General features: G+C 67.8%; 14 protein-coding genes. 12 read left to right on the plus strand and 2 right to left on the minus strand.

Translation table 11 applies throughout. The features are described 5' to 3' along the window. The first annotated feature begins 137 nt into the window (after positions 1 to 137). From LDO15_RS04495 to LDO15_RS04525, 7 genes are all read left to right on the plus strand, one after another. The gene (locus tag LDO15_RS04495) at positions 138 to 1,142 is read left to right on the plus strand and encodes a sugar phosphate isomerase/epimerase family protein (protein WP_223984418.1); all 1,005 of its coding nucleotides are present in this window, start codon (positions 138 to 140) and stop codon (positions 1,140 to 1,142) included. Positions 1,143 to 1,259: 117 nt separating this feature from the next. Continuing rightward, on the plus strand, positions 1,260 to 3,062 hold the full coding sequence (gene dhaL / locus LDO15_RS04500) for a dihydroxyacetone kinase subunit DhaL (RefSeq protein WP_223984421.1): 1,803 nt from the start codon (positions 1,260 to 1,262) through the stop codon (positions 3,060 to 3,062). Further along, positions 3,059 to 3,541: a ribose-5-phosphate isomerase gene (locus LDO15_RS04505; RefSeq protein ID WP_223984424.1), complete on the plus strand. Its 483-nt coding sequence runs from the start codon at positions 3,059 to 3,061 to the stop codon at positions 3,539 to 3,541. The genes dhaL and LDO15_RS04505 overlap by 4 nt, the downstream gene beginning before the upstream one ends. Positions 3,542 to 3,675: 134 nt before the next feature. Further along, complete coding sequence (locus LDO15_RS04510; protein ID WP_263428373.1) at positions 3,676 to 4,590, plus strand: 3-hydroxyacyl-CoA dehydrogenase family protein; 915 nt, start codon at positions 3,676 to 3,678, stop codon at positions 4,588 to 4,590. 51 nt (positions 4,591 to 4,641) lie between these two features. Then, positions 4,642 to 5,409, plus strand: coding sequence for an SDR family oxidoreductase (locus LDO15_RS04515; protein ID WP_223984432.1), 768 nt, complete (start codon positions 4,642 to 4,644; stop codon positions 5,407 to 5,409). A 242-nt stretch (positions 5,410 to 5,651) separates the two neighbouring features. Continuing rightward, a complete protein-coding gene (locus LDO15_RS04520) occupies positions 5,652 to 7,001 on the plus strand; it encodes an MFS transporter (RefSeq protein ID WP_223984435.1) in 1,350 nt (449 codons plus the stop codon). Between the two features lie 63 nt (positions 7,002 to 7,064). After that, entirely contained in the window at positions 7,065 to 7,913 is an 849-nt protein-coding gene (locus LDO15_RS04525) for a triose-phosphate isomerase family protein (RefSeq protein WP_223984438.1), read from the plus strand. A gap of 459 nt (positions 7,914 to 8,372) precedes the next feature. Here the strand turns inward: LDO15_RS04525 and LDO15_RS04530 are convergent, their stop codons facing one another. Next, a complete protein-coding gene (locus LDO15_RS04530; protein WP_223984441.1) occupies positions 8,373 to 11,990 on the minus strand; it encodes a bifunctional RecB family nuclease/DEAD/DEAH box helicase in 3,618 nt (1,205 codons plus the stop codon). Between the two features lie 232 nt (positions 11,991 to 12,222). On the opposite strand from LDO15_RS04530, the gene LDO15_RS04535 reads away from it, so the two are divergent. From LDO15_RS04535 to LDO15_RS04550, 5 genes are all read left to right on the plus strand, one after another. Further along, the gene (locus LDO15_RS04535) at positions 12,223 to 12,837 is read left to right on the plus strand and encodes a heme-binding protein (RefSeq protein ID WP_223984444.1); all 615 of its coding nucleotides are present in this window, start codon (positions 12,223 to 12,225) and stop codon (positions 12,835 to 12,837) included. Between the two features lie 147 nt (positions 12,838 to 12,984). Beyond that, positions 12,985 to 15,432 carry a Tex family protein gene (locus LDO15_RS04540; RefSeq protein WP_223984447.1) on the plus strand — a complete coding sequence of 816 codons (2,448 nt, stop codon included), beginning with the start codon at positions 12,985 to 12,987 and terminating at the stop codon, positions 15,430 to 15,432. Positions 15,433 to 15,619: 187 nt separating this feature from the next. After that, the gene (locus tag LDO15_RS04545; protein WP_223984449.1) at positions 15,620 to 17,014 is read left to right on the plus strand and encodes an OFA family MFS transporter; all 1,395 of its coding nucleotides are present in this window, start codon (positions 15,620 to 15,622) and stop codon (positions 17,012 to 17,014) included. Between the two features lies 1 nt (position 17,015). Further along, complete coding sequence (locus tag LDO15_RS23355) at positions 17,016 to 17,144, plus strand: hypothetical protein (protein WP_263428345.1); 129 nt, start codon at positions 17,016 to 17,018, stop codon at positions 17,142 to 17,144. Between the two features lie 106 nt (positions 17,145 to 17,250). Beyond that, a complete protein-coding gene (locus LDO15_RS04550) occupies positions 17,251 to 19,005 on the plus strand; it encodes a gamma-glutamyltransferase (protein WP_223987087.1) in 1,755 nt (584 codons plus the stop codon). Positions 19,006 to 19,049: 44 nt separating this feature from the next. On the opposite strand, the gene LDO15_RS04555 is transcribed toward LDO15_RS04550, so the two are convergent. Beyond that, complete coding sequence (locus tag LDO15_RS04555) at positions 19,050 to 20,102, minus strand: alpha/beta hydrolase (RefSeq protein ID WP_223984451.1); 1,053 nt, start codon at positions 20,100 to 20,102, stop codon at positions 19,050 to 19,052. Positions 20,103 to 20,121: the final 19 nt, after the last annotated feature.

Below are 20,121 nucleotides of genomic sequence, written 5' to 3' on the forward strand. Positions count from 1 at the left end.
TTTTCATAGCCCTCTTCACACCCGAAGCGATCCCCTATAGGATCTTCGATTGTTGCCGATATGCCCCTGTGTGATCTTGACAACATCCTTTCGATAGTAAATCCTATAGGAAACAGGATTCCACGAAGGAGTGACCCATGGCTTACACCGCCGAAAATTGGCCCATCACCGCGGCACTGCTGCAGTTCCCGGGCACCGACGCCCAGGGCACCCACATCAACGACGGCCCGGCGTCCGCCTGGGCGGAGGTGCTGCAGGAGGTCAAGGACGCGGGCTTTGCCAACGCGGACCTCACGGACAGCTGGGTCCGCCCCGGCGACCTCAGCTCCGGCCGCCTTGCGGAGTTCAAGCAGACGGCGGACAACGTGGGCGTCGGCATCCCCGTCATCTCGGCCATCCGCCGCAGCGTCATCGAGGACGGTAACTGGGAAGCCAACCTGGCGTACAGCCACCGCACCATCGATGCTGCCGCCGAGCTTGGCTGCGAGGTTGTCTCGTTCGGGCTGCACCAGGCCATCACCGCCGAACAGCAGAAGCAGCTGTGGTTCTGGACCATCGAGGGGTACAAGGACCCGGTGGGGGACAAGGAAACCTGGGGCAAGGCCGTGAGCCGCCTGCGGGAACTCGGCCGGCACGCGGCCGAGGTCGGTGTCCTGCTGTCGCTCGAAATGTACGAGGACACGTACCTCGGCACCGCGGATTCCTCCGTCCAGCTGGTGCAGGACATCGGACTGGCCAATGTCGGCCTCAACCCTGACCTCGGCAACCTCATCCGGCTCCACCGCCCGATTGAGGACTGGCGCGAGATGGTCGCCAAGACCCTGCCGTACTCCAACTACTGGCACATGAAGAACTACATCCGCGACGAGGACGTCGCCCGCGACACCTACGTCGCCATGCCCGCCCCGATGGAAAGCGGCCTCATCAACTACCGCGAGGCGTTCAAGGTCGCGCTCTCCGTGGGCTTCCAGGGCATCCTGTGCACCGAGCACTACGGCGGCGACGGCCTCAGCGTCACGGCCAGCAACCAGGACTACCTCCGCCGCCAGGTCCTGCCGAAAACCGACGGCTACGCCCTCGGTAAGAGCCAGGTGGCCCAGGGCCGGCAGCTGCCGGCGGCCGCGGCACTCGCCAGCGTCTGACCCGGTCTGACCGGGCGCCTGACCCGGCAGGGTGCGGCCGTCAAGCTATTTGGGGGCGGCCGCACCACCGCAGATTCCCCAACATCACTTCTCCAACACGGATTCAATGAGGAAACCATGACCCAGATCTTCGACAATCCCGCTGATTTCGCGGATGAGGCACTGGACGGCTTCGTGGCAGCCAACCGCGGCTATGTGGCCCGTGTGGACGGCGGCGTCGTCCGCTCCACCGAGGTCCCGGCCGGGCAGGTGGCCCTCGTGGTCGGCGGCGGCTCCGGGCACTACCCGGCCTTCGCCGGCCTCGTCGGGCCGGGGCTGGCCACCGCCTCGGCCTGCGGCAACATGTTCGCGTCGCCCGCGGCCGGCCAGGTCTATCGGGTGGCCAAGGCCGCCAACGCCGGCGGCGGCGTGCTGCTGAGCTACGGCAACTACGCCGGCGACGTCCTGCACTTCGGCCAGGCCCAGCTGCGCCTCAACGCCGATGGCATCGAGACCCGCACGGTCCTGGTCACCGACGACATCGCCAGCGCCCCGCTGGACCAGATCGAGAAGCGCCGCGGCATCGCCGGGGACCTGACGGTCTTCAAGATCGCCGGCGCCGCCGCGGAAGTGGGACTGAGCCTGGACGACGTCGAACGGCTGGCCATCCGGACCAACTACCGCACCCGCTCCCTCGGCGTCGCCTTCGACGGCTGCACCCTGCCTGGCGCGGAAGCCCCGCTGTTCTCCGTCCCCGCCGGGCACATGTCCCTGGGTCTGGGCATCCACGGTGAACCGGGCATCTCAGACCACCCCATGCCCACTGCCTCTGAACTGGCCGAGCTTCTCGTCAGCAGGCTCCTGGCCGACAAGCCGGACGACGCCGGCACCCGCGTGGTCGCGATCGTCAACGGCCTCGGCACGGTCAAGTACGACGAGCTCTTCCTGCTGTTCGGCAAGATCGAGAAACTCCTCACCAAGGCCGGGCTCACCGTCGTGGAGCCCGAATGCGGCGAACTCGTCACAAGCCTGGACATGTCCGGACTCTCCCTGACCCTGCTGTGGCTGGACGAGGAACTCGAGCAGTACTGGGCCGCCCCGGCGGACACGCCCGCGTTCCGCAAGGGAAACCTGGCGCCCCGCTCCCGCCGCGAACTCGCCGGGCCGGAAGCCGAGGAAGCGGCCGACGTCGAACGCCCCACCGCGGCGGCGGCACCCCTCGGCCGGCTGGCGGCCGACCTCCTTGGCCAGACCCGGGACGTGATCGTTGAGCACGAGGAAGAACTGGGCCGGCTGGATGCCATCGCCGGCGACGGCGACCACGGGATCGGCATGCGCCGCGGCGTGGACGCGGCGGTCGCGGCGGCTGAGCAGGCTGCGGCGAACGACGGCGGCGCGTCACCCGCGCGCGTCCTGACCGCCGCGGGGGAAGCCTGGAGCGAACGCGCTGGCGGCACCTCGGGCGCGCTCTGGGGCTCGGCGATCATCGCCGCCGGACAGGCCCTGGGCAACCAGGACAGCTACAGCGGCGAGGACGCAGCCGCCGCGGTCACGGCCTTCGTTGATGCGATCACCGCGCTCGGCAAGGCCGATCTGGGGGACAAGACCATGGTGGACGCCCTCGTGCCGTTCCGGGATGCCTTCCTCACCGCGTTCGACGGCGGCGCAACGGTGGCCGGCTCGCTCGCCGCGGCGGCAGCCGCCGCCACAACGGCCGCAGACCGGACCGCCGAGTTGCGTCCGCTCAAGGGCCGGGCGCGCCCGCTCGCCGAAAAGAGCCTTGGCCACCCGGACCCCGGGGCCGTGTCCTTCGCCCTCATCGCCACCCGGATTTCTGCACACACCGACACCCCAGACACCAACACTTCAGACACCGGCACTTTGCCGACAGCGTCCCGGCTCGCCAACTCCGAGCCGGCGGAACAAGGAGCACAAGCATGAGCACAGCAACAGGCTGGCGCGTCGTCATCGGCAACGATGAGGCCGGCGTCGAATACAAGAACGCGCTGAAGGCGCTGCTCGAAGCCGATCCCCGCGTGGCTTCCGTCCAGGACATCGGAGTCGGCGCCAACGACTCCACCGCCTATCCGCACGTGGCCGTCGATGCGGCCCGCAAAGTCGCCGAGGGCGACGCCGACCGGGCGCTGCTGATCTGCGGCACCGGCCTCGGCGTGGCCATCGCAGCCAACAAAGTCCCCGGCATCCGCGCCGTCACCGCCCACGACAGCTACTCCGTGGAGCGCTCGGTCCTGAGCAACAACGCCCAGGTCCTCACCCTCGGCCAGCGCGTCATCGGCCTGGAACTCGCCAAGAAGCTCGTGAGTGAATGGCTGGGCCACCGCTTCGACGAAAACTCCTCCTCCGCCGCCAAGGTGGACGCCATCTGCTCCTACGAGCCCGACTACACGAAGGCAGTCTGACCATGACCGAATCAACAAACCCCGCCGCAGCTTTTGAAGCGAACACAGCAACGAACACAGCAGCGAATACAGGAACGAACGGCGCCGGCGCCGTCAACGCCGCCCGCAGGATCGCCGTCGTCGGCTCCGGCTACATGGGCGGCGGGATCGCGCAGGTCCTGGCCCTCGGCGGCGCACGCGTCGCACTGGCCGATGTGTCCGCCGAAGTGGCGCAGAAGAACTTCGAGCGGCTGCTGGCGGAATCGGACGAATTCGTTGCCGCCGGGCTGTTCCCGCAAGGCTCAACGGAGGTGCTCAAGGAAAACCTGTGGGCCGCCAAGGACATCGAGGAAGCCGTGGCCGACGCCGACTTCATCGAGGAAGCCGTTCCCGAAGTCATCGCGATCAAGCACCAGACCCTGGCCCGGATCAGCGCCGCCGCCCGCCCGGATGCCATCATTGGGTCCAACACCTCCACCATTTCGATCGCTGAGCTGTCCGAGCCCGTCAGCCACCCGGAACGGTTCCTGGGCGTGCACTTCTCGAACCCCTCACCGTTCATTCCCGGCGTCGAAATCATCCCGCACGCCGGCACGTCGGCGGCCACGGTCGGCACCGTCCGCGAGCTGGTGCACGCCGCGGGCAAGCAGACCGCCGTCGTCAAGGACGTCACCGGATTCGTGCTCAACCGACTCCAGTACGCGCTGTTCCACGAGGCAGCGCAGCTGGTTGAGCAGGAGATCGCGACCGCGGAGGACATCGACACGCTGGTCCGCACCACCTTCGGCTTCCGGCTGCCGTTCTTCGGACCCTTCGCCATCGCCGACATGGCCGGGCTGGACGTCTACAACTTCTGCTACAAATCGCTCCAGACCGACTTCCCGGAACGCTTTGCGACGCCGAAAATCCTCACCGACCTCGTGGAGGCCGGCAAGCTGGGCACCAAGTCCGGCGCCGGGTTCCTCAACGTCCCGGCCGAGCGCACGCCGGAACTGATCGCGTACCGGAACAAGGCGTATGTCGCCATGCAGCAGCTGCTGGAGGACCTCGGTCCGGCCCCCATCAACTGATCCATCCGGCCTTCGTCTTCACGGCACTTTTCGCTTTATCAAGGAGCACCCATGAGCACTTTCCCCGCAGAACGCACGGCGATCATCACCGGCGCCGTGTCCGAGCGCGGCATCGGCCGCGCCACCGCCAACTACCTGGCGGCGCAGGGCTGGAACATTGGCATCATCGACCTCGACGACGCCCGCTGCAAGGCAACCGCCAAGGAAGTGGCCGCCGAGCACGGCGTCAAGGCCTACGGCGCGGGCGCCAATATCGGCGACGAGGCATCGGTCCGCGCGGCCATTGACGAGATCGAGGCCGAACTGCCGCAGGTTGTGGCCCTCGCCAACGTGGCCGGCGTCAGCTCCCCGGTCCCGTACCTGGACCTCGACGCCGCCGAATGGGACCGGGTGCTCGGCATTAACCTCAACGGCGTCCATTACGCCACCCGCCGCGTGGCCGAGTCCATGGTCAAGAACGGCATCGGGAGGATCGTCAACATCTCCTCCGTTTCCGCCCAGCGCGGCGGCGGCACTTACTCCAAGACGCCGTACTCGGTGGCCAAGGCGGGCGTGATCGGCCTGACCCGGTCCACCGCCCGGGAACTGGGCCCCTACGACATCACGGTCAACGCTATCTCGCCGGGCCCCATCGACACCGACATCATGGGCGGAACGCTCAGCCAGGAACGCAAGGACGAACTCACCCAAGACCTCGTGGTCAACCGCGTTGGCTCCACCCGGGACATCGCAGCAGCCATCGCCTTCCTCATCAGCGAGGACGCCGGATACATCTCCGGCCAGACGCTGAATGTGGATGGCGGACTCTACATGCACTAAGGAAGAAGTCTCCGTGGCACAACACAGCCAACCCCCCGCCACCGGCGGATTCGCAACCTGGAGCAAAGGGCGGAAGATCTATCTCGCCGTCGGGGTCCTGGCCTGCCTGGCCGGGGTCCTCATGATGGCTTTTTCACGCTAGCAGGCGTTCCACCGCGGTTCCACGCACCTGCTTCATCCGCTCGTTCAGCTGTTCTACCTTCCTGATCTACTCAAACTGATTCACTCAATGAGGAGTTTTGATGTCCGTAGCAACCCCATCCACCAGGGAGCTCCTGGAGACGCCGGTCCTGAAATCGGCCATTTCCAAGGCCTCCCGGCGGCTCATGCCGATGCTCGTCATCCTGTACGTGGTGGCCTTCCTGGACCGCACCAACGTGGGCTTTTCCGAGGCGGCGCTGGGCGTGGACAAGGGCATTAGTGCCGGCGCCTTCGCCCTCGGCGCCGGGATTTTCTTCATCGGCTACGCCCTGTTCGAGATCCCCAGTAACCTGCTCCTGACGAAATTCGGCGCCAAGGTGTGGCTGGCCCGCATCGCCATCACATGGGGCATCGTCTCCGCCTGCTTCGCGTTCGTGCAGGGCGAGACGTCCTTCATCATCCTGCGCTTCCTGCTGGGCGTGACCGAGGCCGGGCTTTTCCCTGGCGTCATCATGTTCCTGGCTGCGTGGTTCCCCAACAAGGTCCGGGTCAAGATGTTCGCGATCTTCTACCTGGCCCAACCCTTCTCCCAGATGATGGGCGCACCGCTGTCCGGCTGGCTCATCAACATCGGCGACCAGGTCCCCGGCGTCCAGGGCTGGCAGGTCATGTTCTTCGTCGAGGGCATGCTGGCGGTCCTGGCTGGCATCGCCGCGTACTTCTTCCTGATCAACAGCCCGCAGGACGCCAAGTTCCTGGCCAAGGACGAGAAGAAGGCGCTCCTGGACGTCATGGCGCTCGAGGACACCGTCAAGGAAGAAACCGGCCCCCGGGGCGTGCTCGCCGCCATGAAGAACGGGAAGGTCTGGTACTTCACGGTCATCTATTTCTGCCTGCAAATCGCCGTCTACGGCGTCACGTTCTACCTGCCGCAGCAGGTCGCGCAGCTGACCGGGCAGAAGGTGGGCCTCGCCGTCGGGCTCATGGCGGCCATCCCGTGGTTCTTCGGCATCTTCGCCTGCTACTTCATTGGCAGGGCGGCCAACACGGTGGTCCGCCGACGGGTCTGGGGCACCGGGCTCTTCATCTCCACCGGCCTGTGCATCTTCGGCTCGGCCTGGGCCGGGGCCAACCACATTCCGGCACTCGGCATCATCTTCATCAGCCTCGCGGTCTGCAGCTTCCTGTCCATCGGCCCCATCGCCTGGTCCTACCCGACGGCGTTCCTCACCGGTACGGCGGCAGCCGCAGGCATCGGCCTGATCAACTCGCTCGGCAACCTGGGCGGCTTCGTCGCTCCGATCCTGCGGACCTCCGTCAACCAGATGACCGCGTCCGACACCGGAACCATGGGTGTCTACGCCCTCGGTGTGCTCCCGTTCCTGGCCGCGGCGATGATGTTCGCCACCAAGCGGTTCAAGAACAAGGCCGACGACCTGCTGGAGCACTAGCAGTTCCTCCGGATCAGCTCACGTAGGCTCTCAGCGGCCTGGACCAAGCAGAAAGCACCCGCAATGCAGCACACCCCCAACAGTCCGGCCACCCGCCCCAGCATCCTGGTGGGTGTCAGCACCAAGATGTACCTGGGCTACCGGGACAGCCTGGACTGGCTGGAGCGGCTGCGCCATGAAGTGGACGCCCGTCCGGCCCTCGCGGCCGGGCGGGTTGTCCCGTTTGTGATTCCGTCCTTTCCCGTCCTGCCGGCCGCGGCCCGCATCGTGGCGGGGTCACCGCTGCTGCTGGGGGCCCAGAACTGCGGCTGGGCCGACGGTCCCTGGACCGGGGAGGTGGCCCCGTCCATGCTCGCTGAACTCGGCGTCAGCCTGGTGGAAATCGGCCATGCCGAGCGCCGCCGGCACCTCGGCGAGGATGCCCCCATGGTGGCCCTCAAGACCCGGGCGGCCGACGACGCCGGACTCACGCCCTTGCTGTGTGTGGGGGAGACCGAGCGCGGGGAGGCGGGCGCCGCGGCCGACCATGTGTACCGCCAGATCGAATCGGCCGTCGACGGCGAGTGGGATCGTGCCGCCCGTCTGGTGGTGGCCTACGAGCCCGTCTGGGCCATTGGCGCGGCCGAGCCGGCAGCCGCTGCTTACGTGTCCGACGTCGTCCGCAGGCTCCGCGGTCGGCTCGCCGAGGCAGGGGTGCCGGGGCTGCCGGTCATCTACGGCGGTTCGGCCAAGCCGGGGCTGCTGCCCATGCTCGAGGGCGTCTCCGGCCTGTTCCTGGGCCGGTTCGCGCACGACCCCGTGAACTTCGGGCGCGTGCTTGACGAGGCACTGCTGCTGGCGGAGCCGGGTCTAAGCGAGGGAGTGTTGATGGCTGGAGCCGTCCGGGGCCCCGCGGGACATGTCCAGCCCTGACTGCGCGCAATGGACATAATGCCGCAGTGTCCCGTGGCCGACGCCAAGAATGAGCATGTCCCTCGCAGCCGCCGCCGAGGAATGAGCATGTCCCGCGGGGTGGCTTGGCAAAGAGCGGACATGTCCAGCCCTGACTGCGCGCAATGGACATAATGCCGCAGTGTCCCCTGGTCGAAGCCAAGAATGAGCATGTCCCGCGGGGTGGCTTGGCAAAGAGCGGATATGTCCAGCCCTGGCTGCGCGCAATGGACATAATGCCGCAGTGTCCCCTGGTGGAAGCCAAGAATGAGCATGTCCCTCGCAGCCGTCGCCGAGGAATGAGCATGTCCCGCGGGGTGGCTTGGCAAAGAGCGGATATGTCCAGCCCTGGCTGCGCGCAATGGACATAATGCCGCAGTGTCCCCTGGTGGAAGCCAAGAATGAGCATGTCCCGCGGGCTGACCGGGTGGCGGGCGAAGCCTAGGAAGCCACCGACCTTTGGCACAGGCCGATGAACCCGCCCAGCTGTTCCAGGCCCTCGGGGTGGGCGGGGAGGTAATTTGTCAGTTCGGGTGCCCGGACCACGACGGCGCGCCACTGGCCGCGGGACACGGCCACGTTGATCCGGTTACGCGAGAGCAGGAATTCCATGCCGCGCGGAGCTTCGGCCACCGCGGAGCACGCCATGGACACGATCACCACCGGGGCCTCCTGACCCTGGAACTTATCCACGGTCCCTACCCGGACCCCGGAGAGATTCGCGGCGTCCAAGGCATCGCGGATGACGTTCACCTGGGCGTTGTAAGCCGCCACCACGAGGATGTCGGCGGCGTTGAGCGGCCGGATTCCTTGTTCGGAATGCCAGGTCAGATTCAGGTGTCGCCGCACCTGGCGGACGACCTCGGCGGCTTCCTCGTCGGACGAGGTGATGTTGCCGCTGTGCTCCACCATGACGGTTTCGATCCCGGCCGGAACCCCATCGAGCCGCCGGAAGTCAGCGGCGGGGGCTGAGCGAAGCTTGCCCTCATAGGAGAGGTCGGAGACGGCCCGGCACAGCTCCGAGGTCATCCGCCACGAATCGGCCAGGAAATAGCCAAGTTCCGGCGGAAGCGTGGCATGGCCGGCGGAAACCCAGCCCAGGGCGGACTCGTCCACAGGCTCGGGGTGTGCGCCCTGGCTGACCTGCGGCAGTTGCTGGGGATCTCCGAGCAGGAGCAGCCGGCTGCTGGCCTGGGCCACGGCCAACGTATTAGCCAAGGAGAACTGTCCGGCCTCGTCGATGACCAGCAGGTCCAGGGACCCGGCAGGGACATTTGCCCCGGTCATGGTCCATGCCGTGCCGCCGATGAGGGCGCCGCCGGGCGAGCCGAGCAGGCGCGCCACATCCTTCGCCGAGCGCTGCCCCCAAGGAAGGGGCTCCGCGTGTTTGACCTCCTTGGCGACGACGGAGGGATCAACGCCGGCCTTGTCCACAGCGGTCTTGAGCAGGTTTTCCACCACCGCGTGGGACTGGCCCACGACGCCGACTTTCCATCCCCGGGCAACCAGCCGGGCGATGACGTGCGATCCCACATAGGTCTTGCCGGTGCCGGGCGGGCCCTGCACCGCCACGTAGGAGCGGTCCAACGCTTCGACGGCCGCCGTGATCGCGTCAATGAACCGGTCCGGGCCCTCACCTGGTGTTGGCAGCAGCGCCCCGGAAGTCAGCCGCGGCGGAACCCGGCGGACCAGATCCAAGGCCGGATGACGCGGGAAAGCGGGCGGTGTGCGCTGCAATGCCGCGGTGACGGCGGAGGCCAGGGCGGCCAACGCGTCCTCGAGGCTCTTGGTCTGGATGGGCTGGTCTTCGGTCAGCGCGACGGGGACCTGGGTGTACGGTTCGATGCCCTTGCGGAGCTTGTCCCGGATGATGACGGTGTCCGTGCCGTCCTCGTGCCCCAGGTCCAGGACTTCGGTACCGAACCAGCCGTTGCGCCCGGTCCCGTTGATCCCCGTTCCCTCGAGCCCGGCTGGAAGCGGCGGCTCGTACATGCGGAACCATGTGCTTCCCTCACGGAGGTCCGAGCCCGGGCTGACCGTGCCGATCAGCTTCACCCGCCGTTCCGGCAGCTTGGCACCGTCCTTCCACCAGTCCTCGAGCACCTCGGCATCCTCAACCAGGAAGACGTTGCGGTCCTGCTGGTGATGGGTGTCCGGGCCGTTCTCGCACCGGTCGAAGTGCGCCCACCAGAATGCCTTCCGCTCCCTGCGGTGGTAGCTGACCGCCGCGGCCAGCATCGCAACGGCCTTCCGGTCATCCTCAGACAGGCCGACGCCGGGACCCGCCAGTTCGGCCAGTGCCGCTTCAATTGGGTCCAGTTCGGCCGAAACCGGTCCGGAATCAGCACCGGTGCCACCGGCCCCGGACGCGGCTGCAGCGTGCGCCCCGTCGCCGCCGCCCGGCTTGATCCCGCGCTCCTTCGCCAGCCCGAGCAACCAGTTCCGCAGCTCCAGTGTGGAGAGGCAGTCGTATTCGTTGTAATCGGAGATCCCGGCGAGGATGGCCGCCGCTTCCTCGGTCCGGCCGTCGTCGCGCGCATCGCAGTAATGGGCGTAGGCAACCACCGAGGCGCCGGCGTCTTTCACATCCCCGGAACGCAGATTCGTCCCCATATAGAGCGGCTCGAGTTTCTTGATGCTGTAGGAATTCTCGGAGATCCGGATGCTGTTCCGGACGGTCTGGTAGAGGTCCACCAAAAGCCCCTCGCGCAGCCACGAGTCGACGGTGTCCTCTCCGGCAACGTGCATCACCGAGAGCTTCCGGAGTGCCGTCTTTTCATACGCCGCATAGTGGTAGACGTGCATGTCCGGGTAGTCCTGTCGGCGCTTCTGCACATAGTCGAGGAAGTCGAGAAACGCCTGCTTCTCCGCCTCCCGGTCGTGGGCCCAGAACGGCCTGAAAACCCCCGGGACGCCGGGGCCCGTCGGTGCCTCGATGACGCCGAACAGGTACTCCAAACCCCACACTCCAGTGGCGCCTTCCTGCCACAACGGATCGCCCTCGAAGTCAAAGAAGATGTCCCCTTCGCTGGGCGGGGGCAGCTCGGCCAGCGTGTTTTCCGGCATGACCGCAAAGCGCATGGTGTGATCCTCGCCGTCCTTGAGGAACCGCACTGCACCGTCTGCACGGCCGGTTCCGCTTTGCATCCGGGCCTGATCCTGCAGACGCAGCTGCGAGGCATTGGGTTTCACCAGGGTGGCTTCCGCGAGCTCACGGACCGTGCGAAGGCCATCGGCGCGGAGTTTCTTGCGCTGCGCCGAATTCATCCGCGCCACGAGCAGCAGGTCATCGGTGGCTTTGACCTGCTCCTGGCAGTAGTCGCAGCGCCCGCAGGCGGTGAGCCCGGGCGCACCCCAGCTCACCGTTCCCGGTTGTGCGATGTGCGCGGCGGTCAGCGCGAGGAATCGCTCGCGCCGTTCGCGGAAGACCGGCAGGATCTCCGAAAGTCTGTGGTGGCTGCGGACGTAGTCGAAGCCTCCGCCCGGGAGCGGGACAGTAGCGCCAAGCACCAAGGTCACGGTCTGATCGGGCGTGATTCCGGCCTTCAGGAGCTGGTCGCCGTAGGCCGCCAGCTGCAGCAGCGCCGTCACCTTGGCATGGCGGGCCAGCTTGGTGTCGAACACGGCGTAGCTACCGTCCGGCTGCCGCACCAGGAAGTCGGAGCGGCCATGGAACTGGCCATCGAAGAAAGCCGCTTGGAAGACGACGTCGGCGCCCGCCCGCAGCGCCTCGATGGACTCGGCGTGCTTGGCCGCCAACGTGGCGCGGTCCATGGCTTCAGCCGGGGCGACGTCGTAAACCCCGTGTCCGGTGACCCGATCCCAGTGACCGAACTCCGCGACGAACCTGTCGAGGACCCTGTGCTCGTGGAGGTCCCCCAACACGGCGGCATGCTGCAGCATCTCGTCGTCATCGAAGACCGCTTGAGGCGAGCGGCCCAGCTTCTCGTCGAGCTTCCGGAGCAGCTGGTACTCGCAGCTCGCGGCCACCACAAGATCGCTCGCTGAATAGACCAGGTCCGGTGATGAGCCTGGCACCTGAGGTTCAAGAAAAAACACGGTGCCCCCGTCGTTGCTGCGCTCTGTTAGTTGACCGCTGAGGAGCCGGGTCCGGCCCTCCGTTGTTCAAGCTATCAAAGCCCTCTGACAATCAAGCACTAGCCAGGAGCCAGGAGCCAGGAGCCAGGAGCCAGGAACCAGGAGCCAGGAACCAAGAACCAAGAACCAAGAACCTGTAAAGAGGCGAGGTACCGCTGGTTCCTGTCGGAAGCTAGGCGTAGGGTCTGAGTTCATGACCGAACAGCAGCCCTTTGAGCTCGTCCAGCGGTTCGCGCACTTCGAGCTGCGCCGCTATCCCGAGTACGTCGTGGCCGAAATACAGGTCAACGCGACGTTTGACCGGGCCGGGAATGCTGCCTTCCGGCACCTGTTCAACTACATCAGCGGCGGCAACACCGCCCGCCAGAAGCTGGCGATGACGGCCCCGGTGGTTCAGGAACGGGGTTCTTCGCAGAAACTGGCGATGACCGCCCCGGTGCTCCAGAGCGGTCCGCTGCCCGGAAGCGACGAGTCCGCTGATTTTGTCGTTGCCTTTGTGCTCCCCGCCGGCCTGACGGCGGAGACGGCACCGGTCCCAGCGAACTCCGACGTCAAGGTCCGGACCATCCCCGGGTCCCTGGCGGCTGTGCAGCGGTTCTCGGGCAGCGGGTCGGAAGCTGCCTTTGAACGGCACAATACCGGCCTCCAGGCGGCACTCGTGCTGGCCGGGCTGACGGCGGTGGGGCCGCCGCGGTTTGCCCGCTTCGATCCGCCCTTCAAGCCATGGTTCCTCCGCCGGAACGAGGTCGTCCAGGATGTCGAGCCGCCCGAGTCCGGATCCGGCACTGCCGGGGCAGGACATGGGTAAGGCAAAATAGACAGGGTGACTCAACTCCCGCAGCGCCCTTCCCCAGCAGCTCCCGCAGCCACTTCCGCACCGCCCCAGCCGGCCACGCGTGCAAAGGCAGCGTCGCCAAAGGCAGCGCCGCCAAAGGCAGCGTCGCCCCAGGCCACATTGCCGCAGACCCAGGAATCGGGCATCGCCGCCCAGATCGCCGGCGAGCTCGGCGTGCAGGCCTGGCAGGTCAAGGCCGCGGTGGACCTGCTCGACGCCGGATCCACCGTGCCGTTCATCGCCCGGTACCGCAAGGAAGCCACCGGGACGCTGGATGACACCCAGCTGCGCGACCTGGAGGAGCGGCTGCGGTACCTCCGCGAACTCGAGGACCGGCGCCGGACCATCCTTGAGGCGATCGCCGCGCAGGGCGCACTGACCCCGGAACTGCAGGCCGCCGTCGTCGGGGCCGACACGAAGTCGCGGCTCGAGGACATCTACCTCCCGTTCAAAACCAAGCGGCGGACCAAGGCGCAGATCGCCCGCGAGGCCGGGCTGGAACCGCTCGCCGATGCGCTGCTGAAGCGCCCGGAGCTGGACCCGGACCGCGAGGCTGCCAAGTACCTCAACGCCGACCACGCAATCGGGGACGCCGCCGCGGCCCTCGCCGGTGCCCGGTCCATCCTGGTGGAGCGCGTCGCCCAGGACCCGGACCTGGCCGAAACGCTGCGGGAGCGGCTCTGGACGCAGGGCCGGATGGTCTCGCGCGTCAGGAAGGGCAAGGACGCCGAAGGGCAGAAGTTCAAGGACTACTTCGAGTTCTCCCAGCAGCCGTCCGGAATGCCGTCGCACCGCGTCCTGGCGCTCCTGCGAGGAGAAAAAGACGGGGTGCTGGAGCTGGACCTCGCCGAGGCTGAACCCAACGACGACGCCGCCCTCACCGCCGCGCGCGGCCGTTACGAGGCGGCCGTGGCCAGGTTCCTCGGGGTTGCCGACCGCGGCCGGCCCGCCGATGCCTGGCTCCTGCAGACGGCCCAGACGGCGTGGCGCTCGCGGGTCCTGGCACGGCTGACGGCGGATCTGCGGAGCCGGATGTTCGCGGCCGCCGAGGATGAGGCCGTGCGCGTGTTCGCCGCCAATCTGCGCGACGTGCTGCTCGCCGCGCCGGCAGGGAACCGCGCCACCTTGGGCCTGGACCCCGGACTGCGCACCGGGGTGAAAGTCGCGGTGGTCGACGGCACCGGCAAGGTGGTCGCGACGGACACCGTCTATCCGCACGCCCCGGCCCGCAAATGGGACGAGGCGCTGCGGACCCTCGTGGGTCTGGCGAAGAAACACGGCGTGGAACTCGTCGCGATCGGCAACGGCACGGCGTCGCGGGAGACGGACAAGCTCGCCGGGGAACTGCTCAAGCAACTCTCATCCGGCTCAGACAGCAAACCGCAGAAGATCGTGGTGTCCGAGGCCGGGGCGTCGGTTTATTCGGCCTCGGCGCTCGCCGCGGCCGAGCTGCCGGGCATGGATGTATCCCTGCGCGGCGCCGTCTCGATCGCCCGGAGGCTGCAGGACCCGCTCGCCGAGCTCGTGAAGATCGAGCCGAAGTCGATCGGCGTCGGGCAGTACCAGCACGACGTCACGGCCGCGAAGCTGGACCGCAGCCTGGATGCGGTGGTCGAGGACTGCGTGAATGCCGTGGGCGTCGACGTCAACACAGCATCGCCGGCCCTGCTGAGCCGGGTGGCCGGCGTCGGGCCGCTGCTGAGCGAGAACATCGTGGCCTACCGGAACGAGCACGGCCCGTTCACCAAGCGGAGCGAGCTGAAGAAGGTCCCACGGCTGGGCGCCAAAGCGTTCGAGCAGTGCGCGGGCTTCCTGCGGATCACCGGGGGAGCGGAGCCGCTGGATGCCTCCAGCGTGCACCCGGAGGCCTATCCCGTGGCGCGGAAGATCAAGGCGGCCGCCGGGAAGGCGCCGGCCGCGGGAAGCTATGCGGCGCTGAACCCGCAGGACTTCGTGGACGGCTCCTTCGGCCTGCCCACCGTGCAGGACATCATCGCCGAACTTGAAAAGCCCGGCCGCGACCCCCGTCCGGCCTTCGCGGCCGCAGCGTTCTCGGAAGGGATCGAGAAGATCTCCGACCTCAAACCGGGCATGGTGCTGGAGGGCACCGTGACCAACGTGGCGGCCTTCGGCGCGTTCGTGGACATCGGGGTGCACCAGGACGGGCTGGTGCACGTGTCCGCGCTCGCCAACCGGTTCGTCTCCGATCCGCGCGAGGTGGTGAAGTCCGGGCAGGTGGTCAGGGTCAAGGTTCTGGAGGCGGATCCGGAACGGAAGCGCATCTCGCTGACGCTAAGGCTCGACGACGAACCGGCAGCTTCCGGGGGCGGCGCACCGTCCTCCAGGCAGCAACAGCCGCGGCAGTCCGCCGGCCGGCCCGGCGGGTCCAGGCCTGACGCCTCGCGTCAGGCGCAGCCGCAGGCCCAGAGGAAAGCGCAGCCCCAGGGCCCAGGCGAGGCAGGGCGGCAGTCCCAGCCGCAACGGTCAGCGTCCCAGGCAAGGCCTGCGCCGGCGCCCGTCAACACCGCGATGGCCGAGGCGCTCAGGAAAGCAGGCCTCGGCAAGTAGCCTTCTCCACTCTTCCCGCCACCCTCCCGCCTGCCTTACCGTTCATCGCGCTCCTGCTACCGCTTGGCGCAAAAATACGACGCTTGCTTATCATCTGCACCATGATTGCCGGAGGCAACGGTCCCCGTCGGGGGTCTCTTGCCCCAGATGCCGGACACCGAGGTCGTTGACGAGCAGGGGAGCATTTATGGGTTGGCTGGACCGCGAACGAACCATCGCACCGCCGGGATTCAACCGGTGGCTTGTGCCGCCTGCAGCGCTCGCCGTGCACCTGTGCATCGGCCAGGCGTACGCGACGAGCGTTTACAAGACGGCGCTGGTGAAGCACTTCGGCGCCGGCCTGACCGAGATCGGCGTGATCTTCTCCATCGCGATCGTGATGCTGGGCCTCTCGGCCGCCGTCATGGGCACCTGGGTGGACAAGAACGGGCCGCGCAAGGCAATGTTCACCTCCGCCGTGTTCTGGGCCAGCGGCTTCCTGATCGGGTCCCTGGGCATCTTCAGCGGGCAGCTCTGGCTGGTGTACCTCGGCTACGGGGTGGTCGGCGGCATCGGACTGGGGATCGGCTACATCTCGCCGGTGTCCACCCTGATCAAATGGTTCCCCGACCGGCCCGGACTCGCCACCGGCATGGCCATCATGGGCTTCGGCGGCGGCGCCCTGATCGCCAGCCCCGTCTCCACGGCGCTGCTCAAGCTGTACGATCCCAACTCCGGTGCCAAAGGCTGGGTGGCCAGCGGCGAGTCGGTGGGCAAACTCTTCCTGACCCTCGCCGTCGTCTATCTGGCCTACATGATGTTCGGCGCCTTCACCATCAAGGTCCCGGCCGAGGGCTGGACGCCGGCAGGCTTCGACCCCGCCAAGGTCGGGACCGCCGCGCTGGTCACCACGGAGAACGTCTCCGCCCGGAATGCGGTCAAAACCAGGCAGTTCTGGCTTGTCTGGGTAGCCCTGTTCTGCAACGTCACGGCAGGCATCGGCCTCCTGGAGCAGGCCGCACCGATGATCCAGGACTTCTTCCGCCAGCCCGACGGCACCTCGCTGGCCAGCGCCGCCGTGGCCGCGGGTTTCGTGGGGCTGCTGTCCATCGGCAACATGTCCGGGCGCTTCGCCTGGTCCGCCACGTCGGACGTCACCGGCCGCAAGCGCATCTACATGGTGTACCTCGGCGTCGGCGCGCTGCTCTACACCGTGCTGGCGCTGGCCGGCTCGACCTCCACCGTCCTCTACGTCGCGCTCGCGTTCGTCATCATCTCCTTCTACGGCGGCGGGTTCGCGACCGCCCCCGCCTACCTGCGGGACCTCTTCGGCACGTTCCAGGTCGGCGCCATCCACGGCCGCCTCCTGACGGCCTGGTCCGCCGCAGGCGTCGCGGGGCCGCTGATCGTCAACGCGTTCCTGGACGCCCAGGGCAAGCCCGGAGCGCTCAACGCCGCGTCCTACCAGCCGGCCTTGCTGACCATGGTGGGGCTGCTGGTGATCGGCTTCGTGGCGAACCTGCTGGTCTCGCCGGTTGACGCGCGCTTCCACGAGCCCCATCCCGGCCGCGTCCGGTCCGAAGAACCCGCCATGGAGGCCTGAGATGAGCACTTCACAGACACCGGTGACACCGTCCACCGGAAAATTGGTCATAGCGTGGGCGCTGGTCGGCGTGCCGCTCGCCTATGGCGTTTACGAGACGCTTACCCGCGTGGCGGCCCTGTTTGGCTGACACCGGGGTCACAGAAGCCGTCCGTGACCGCCCGCCCGCGGCTCGGGTGCCGTTCACGCCCCCGGCGGCGTTCACCACCCGCCCCACGCTCCAGGGCACCTTCGGGATGAGCGCCTCCACACACTGGCTTTCGACGGCGGCTGCCCAGGCAGTGCTGGAGCGCGGCGGCAACGCCTTCGACGCCGCGGTGGCGGGAGCGTTCGTGCTCCACGTCGTGGAACCGCACCTCAACGGGCCCGGCGGCGACATGACCGGGATCTTCGTCACCGCGGAAGATCCGGACAAACCGATCGTCCTGATGGGCCAGGGGCCGGCGCCGGCCGGGGCCACCGTGGAGCACTACGCCGCCGAAGGCCTGGACCTCGTTCCGGGCTCGGGTGCCCTGGCCGCCGCGGTGCCTGCCGCCGTCGACGCCTGGCTCCTGCTGCTGCGTGACCACGGGACGTGGGAGCTGGACGCCGTGCTGGACTTCGCGATCGGCTACGCGCGGGACGGCCACCCGATGCTCGGCCGGGTTGGATCCACCATCGCGGCGGTGTCCGCAATGTTCCGGACGCATTGGCCCACCTCGGCCGAGCTGTGGATGCCCGGTGGGCGAATCCCGGCCGAGGGTGAGCTGGTGTGGAACCCGGCCTATGCCCGCACGCTGGAACGGCTCGTGGAGGCCGGAGTCAAAGAACCCACCCGCGAGGCCGGAATTGATGCGGCCCGGCGCGAGTGGCGGGAGGGTTTCGTGGCCCGCGCCATGGTGGATTCGGTGCAGGCCCCGCACCGGCATTCCTCGGGCACGGATCACTGCGGGGTGCTGGCCCTGGCGGATCTGGCGGGCTTCGAGGCCGGGTATGAGGCGGCCGTCACCATGGAATTCCGCGGCCACACGATCGCCAAGACCGGGCCGTGGGGCCAGGGGCCGGCGCTGCTGCAGACCCTGGCCATCCTCTCCGGGTTCGAAGACCGCTTCCTTGATCCGTCCACCGAATTGGGGGCGCACACCATCCTGGAAGCGCAGAAGCTCGCCCTCGCGGACCGGGAAGCGTACTACGGCGACACGGATGTGCCGCTGGACTACCTGCTGTCGGCGGAATACTGCGCCGGCCGCCGCGATCTGATCACGGACCGGGCGTCCCACGGCTTCCGGCCCGGCATCGTGCCCGGACGGGAACCGTATCTACCGCCGCTGCGCACCGACTACACGCCGCCGGCGCTCGCGGGGCATGCCTCCACGGCCGGACTCGGCGTCGGCGAGCCCACCGTGACATCCGCGGGGGAGACCCGGGGAGATACCTGCCATATCGACGTCGTGGACCGCTGGGGCAACATGGTGTCGGCCACTCCGTCCGGCGGTTGGCTGCAGTCCTCCCCTGCGATTCCGGAGCTGGGCTTCTGCCTGGGTACCCGGCTGCAGATGACCTGGCTGGAGCCCGGGACGCCGTCCACACTGACGCCCGGCAAACGCCCGCGCACCACCCTGACGCCCACTCTCGTGCTGCGGGACGGTCACGCCGTGGCCGCGCTGGGTTCGCCCGGCGGCGACCAGCAGGATCAATGGCAGCTGCCGTACCTGCTGCGGACGATCGTGGGCGGGTACTCGCCGCAGCAGGCCATCGACGCTCCAACGTTCCATACGACGTCGATGCCCGCGTCGTTCTGGCCCCGCACCTGGGAGCCCGGCGGCGCCGTCGTCGAGGACCGGCTGGGTGAGGACGTCATCGAAGGGCTGGAGCGCCGTGGGCACCTTGTCACCCGGGCCGGTGACTGGACGCTGGGGCGGCTGTCCGCCGTCGTGCGGGATCCCGAAACGGGGGTCCTGCAGGCCGCGGCGAATCCGCGGGGTGCGCAGGGGTACGCCGCGGGCCGGTAACGGGGGCGGGAGTGCGTAGCGCTGGGCTGAGGAATGCCCGCTTCCTAGCCGGAAGCCTTGAGCCCGTCCATGAAGCGGAGCGACTCGGCAACGATCTGCTGCTGCGCCTCGTTGCGGCTGATGCCCGGCTCGCCGTCTCCGGGCTGCTCACCGTAGTCACCGAAGAACGCGTGCACGCCGCCCACGACCGTTGTGTAGGTTGTGGTTGGCGGGAGCAGGGACCTGGACGCCGCGATTTTGTCCGGGGTGCTCAGGCCATCGTTTGAGCCGGAGATGGAAAGCACCGAGAGGCCCTGCGCGTCGGCCATGCTCTCTGCGGGGTACGAAGCAAAGAGCAGCAGCCCGGCGACGTCGTGATTCGACGCCGCAAAAGATGACGCGCTCACGCCACCCAGCGAATGACCACCGACGGCCCAGGAAACGATCTCAGGATGCCGGTCCATGGCCACGCGGGCCTGGTTGGTGTCCAGCAAGGAGACGCCAAGGGGTTCTTTCAGGATGACAACAAGGTGACCCGCGGCCGCGAGCGGCTGCAGCAGGTCCTGATAGGCGTGCGCGTCCACCCTGGCGCCGGGGTAGAAGACGAGGCCCGTAGTGGCTGTGCCCGCAGGGGCAAGGGTGATCGACGTGGCGTCTTCTGTAGCGCTTGACCCGGCTGGCGCGGTCGCGGCGGGTCCATTGGCCGGGACCGTCGTCTCACGGTCGGGTTGGTGGGGGAACGGGCTGAGCCACATCAGCGCCGCCACGAAACCGAGGATCGTGAGCCTGCCTGCGATCCCGCGGACCAACTGCCACGTGGAAATATCACCGCTTCGCTGCTTATTGGCGCCGAACACCCAGCCTCTGGCCAGCATCAGCGCCCAAAAAATCCCCAATGCGACGGCGGCCGCCAGGAGAGTCGGCAGGGCGGGATGGCCGCCGGGGACGGCAGGGTTGCCGAGCAGCATCCAGAGCGGGACCACTATCAGGGCGGCCGCCGCGAGAGCGCCGCTCCAGTTCAGGATCGAGGACTTCCAAAAGGTGGGGTTGGGCCTTGTGGGGACGGGAACGGGGGTTTCGGTGGGGTTCGCAGGACGAAAAGGCTGGCCTTCCTTCACTGCTTGATGATATCTCCAT

The organism is Arthrobacter sp. NicSoilB8, assembly GCF_019977355.1.
Classification (GTDB): Bacteria; Actinomycetota; Actinomycetes; order Actinomycetales; family Micrococcaceae; genus Arthrobacter.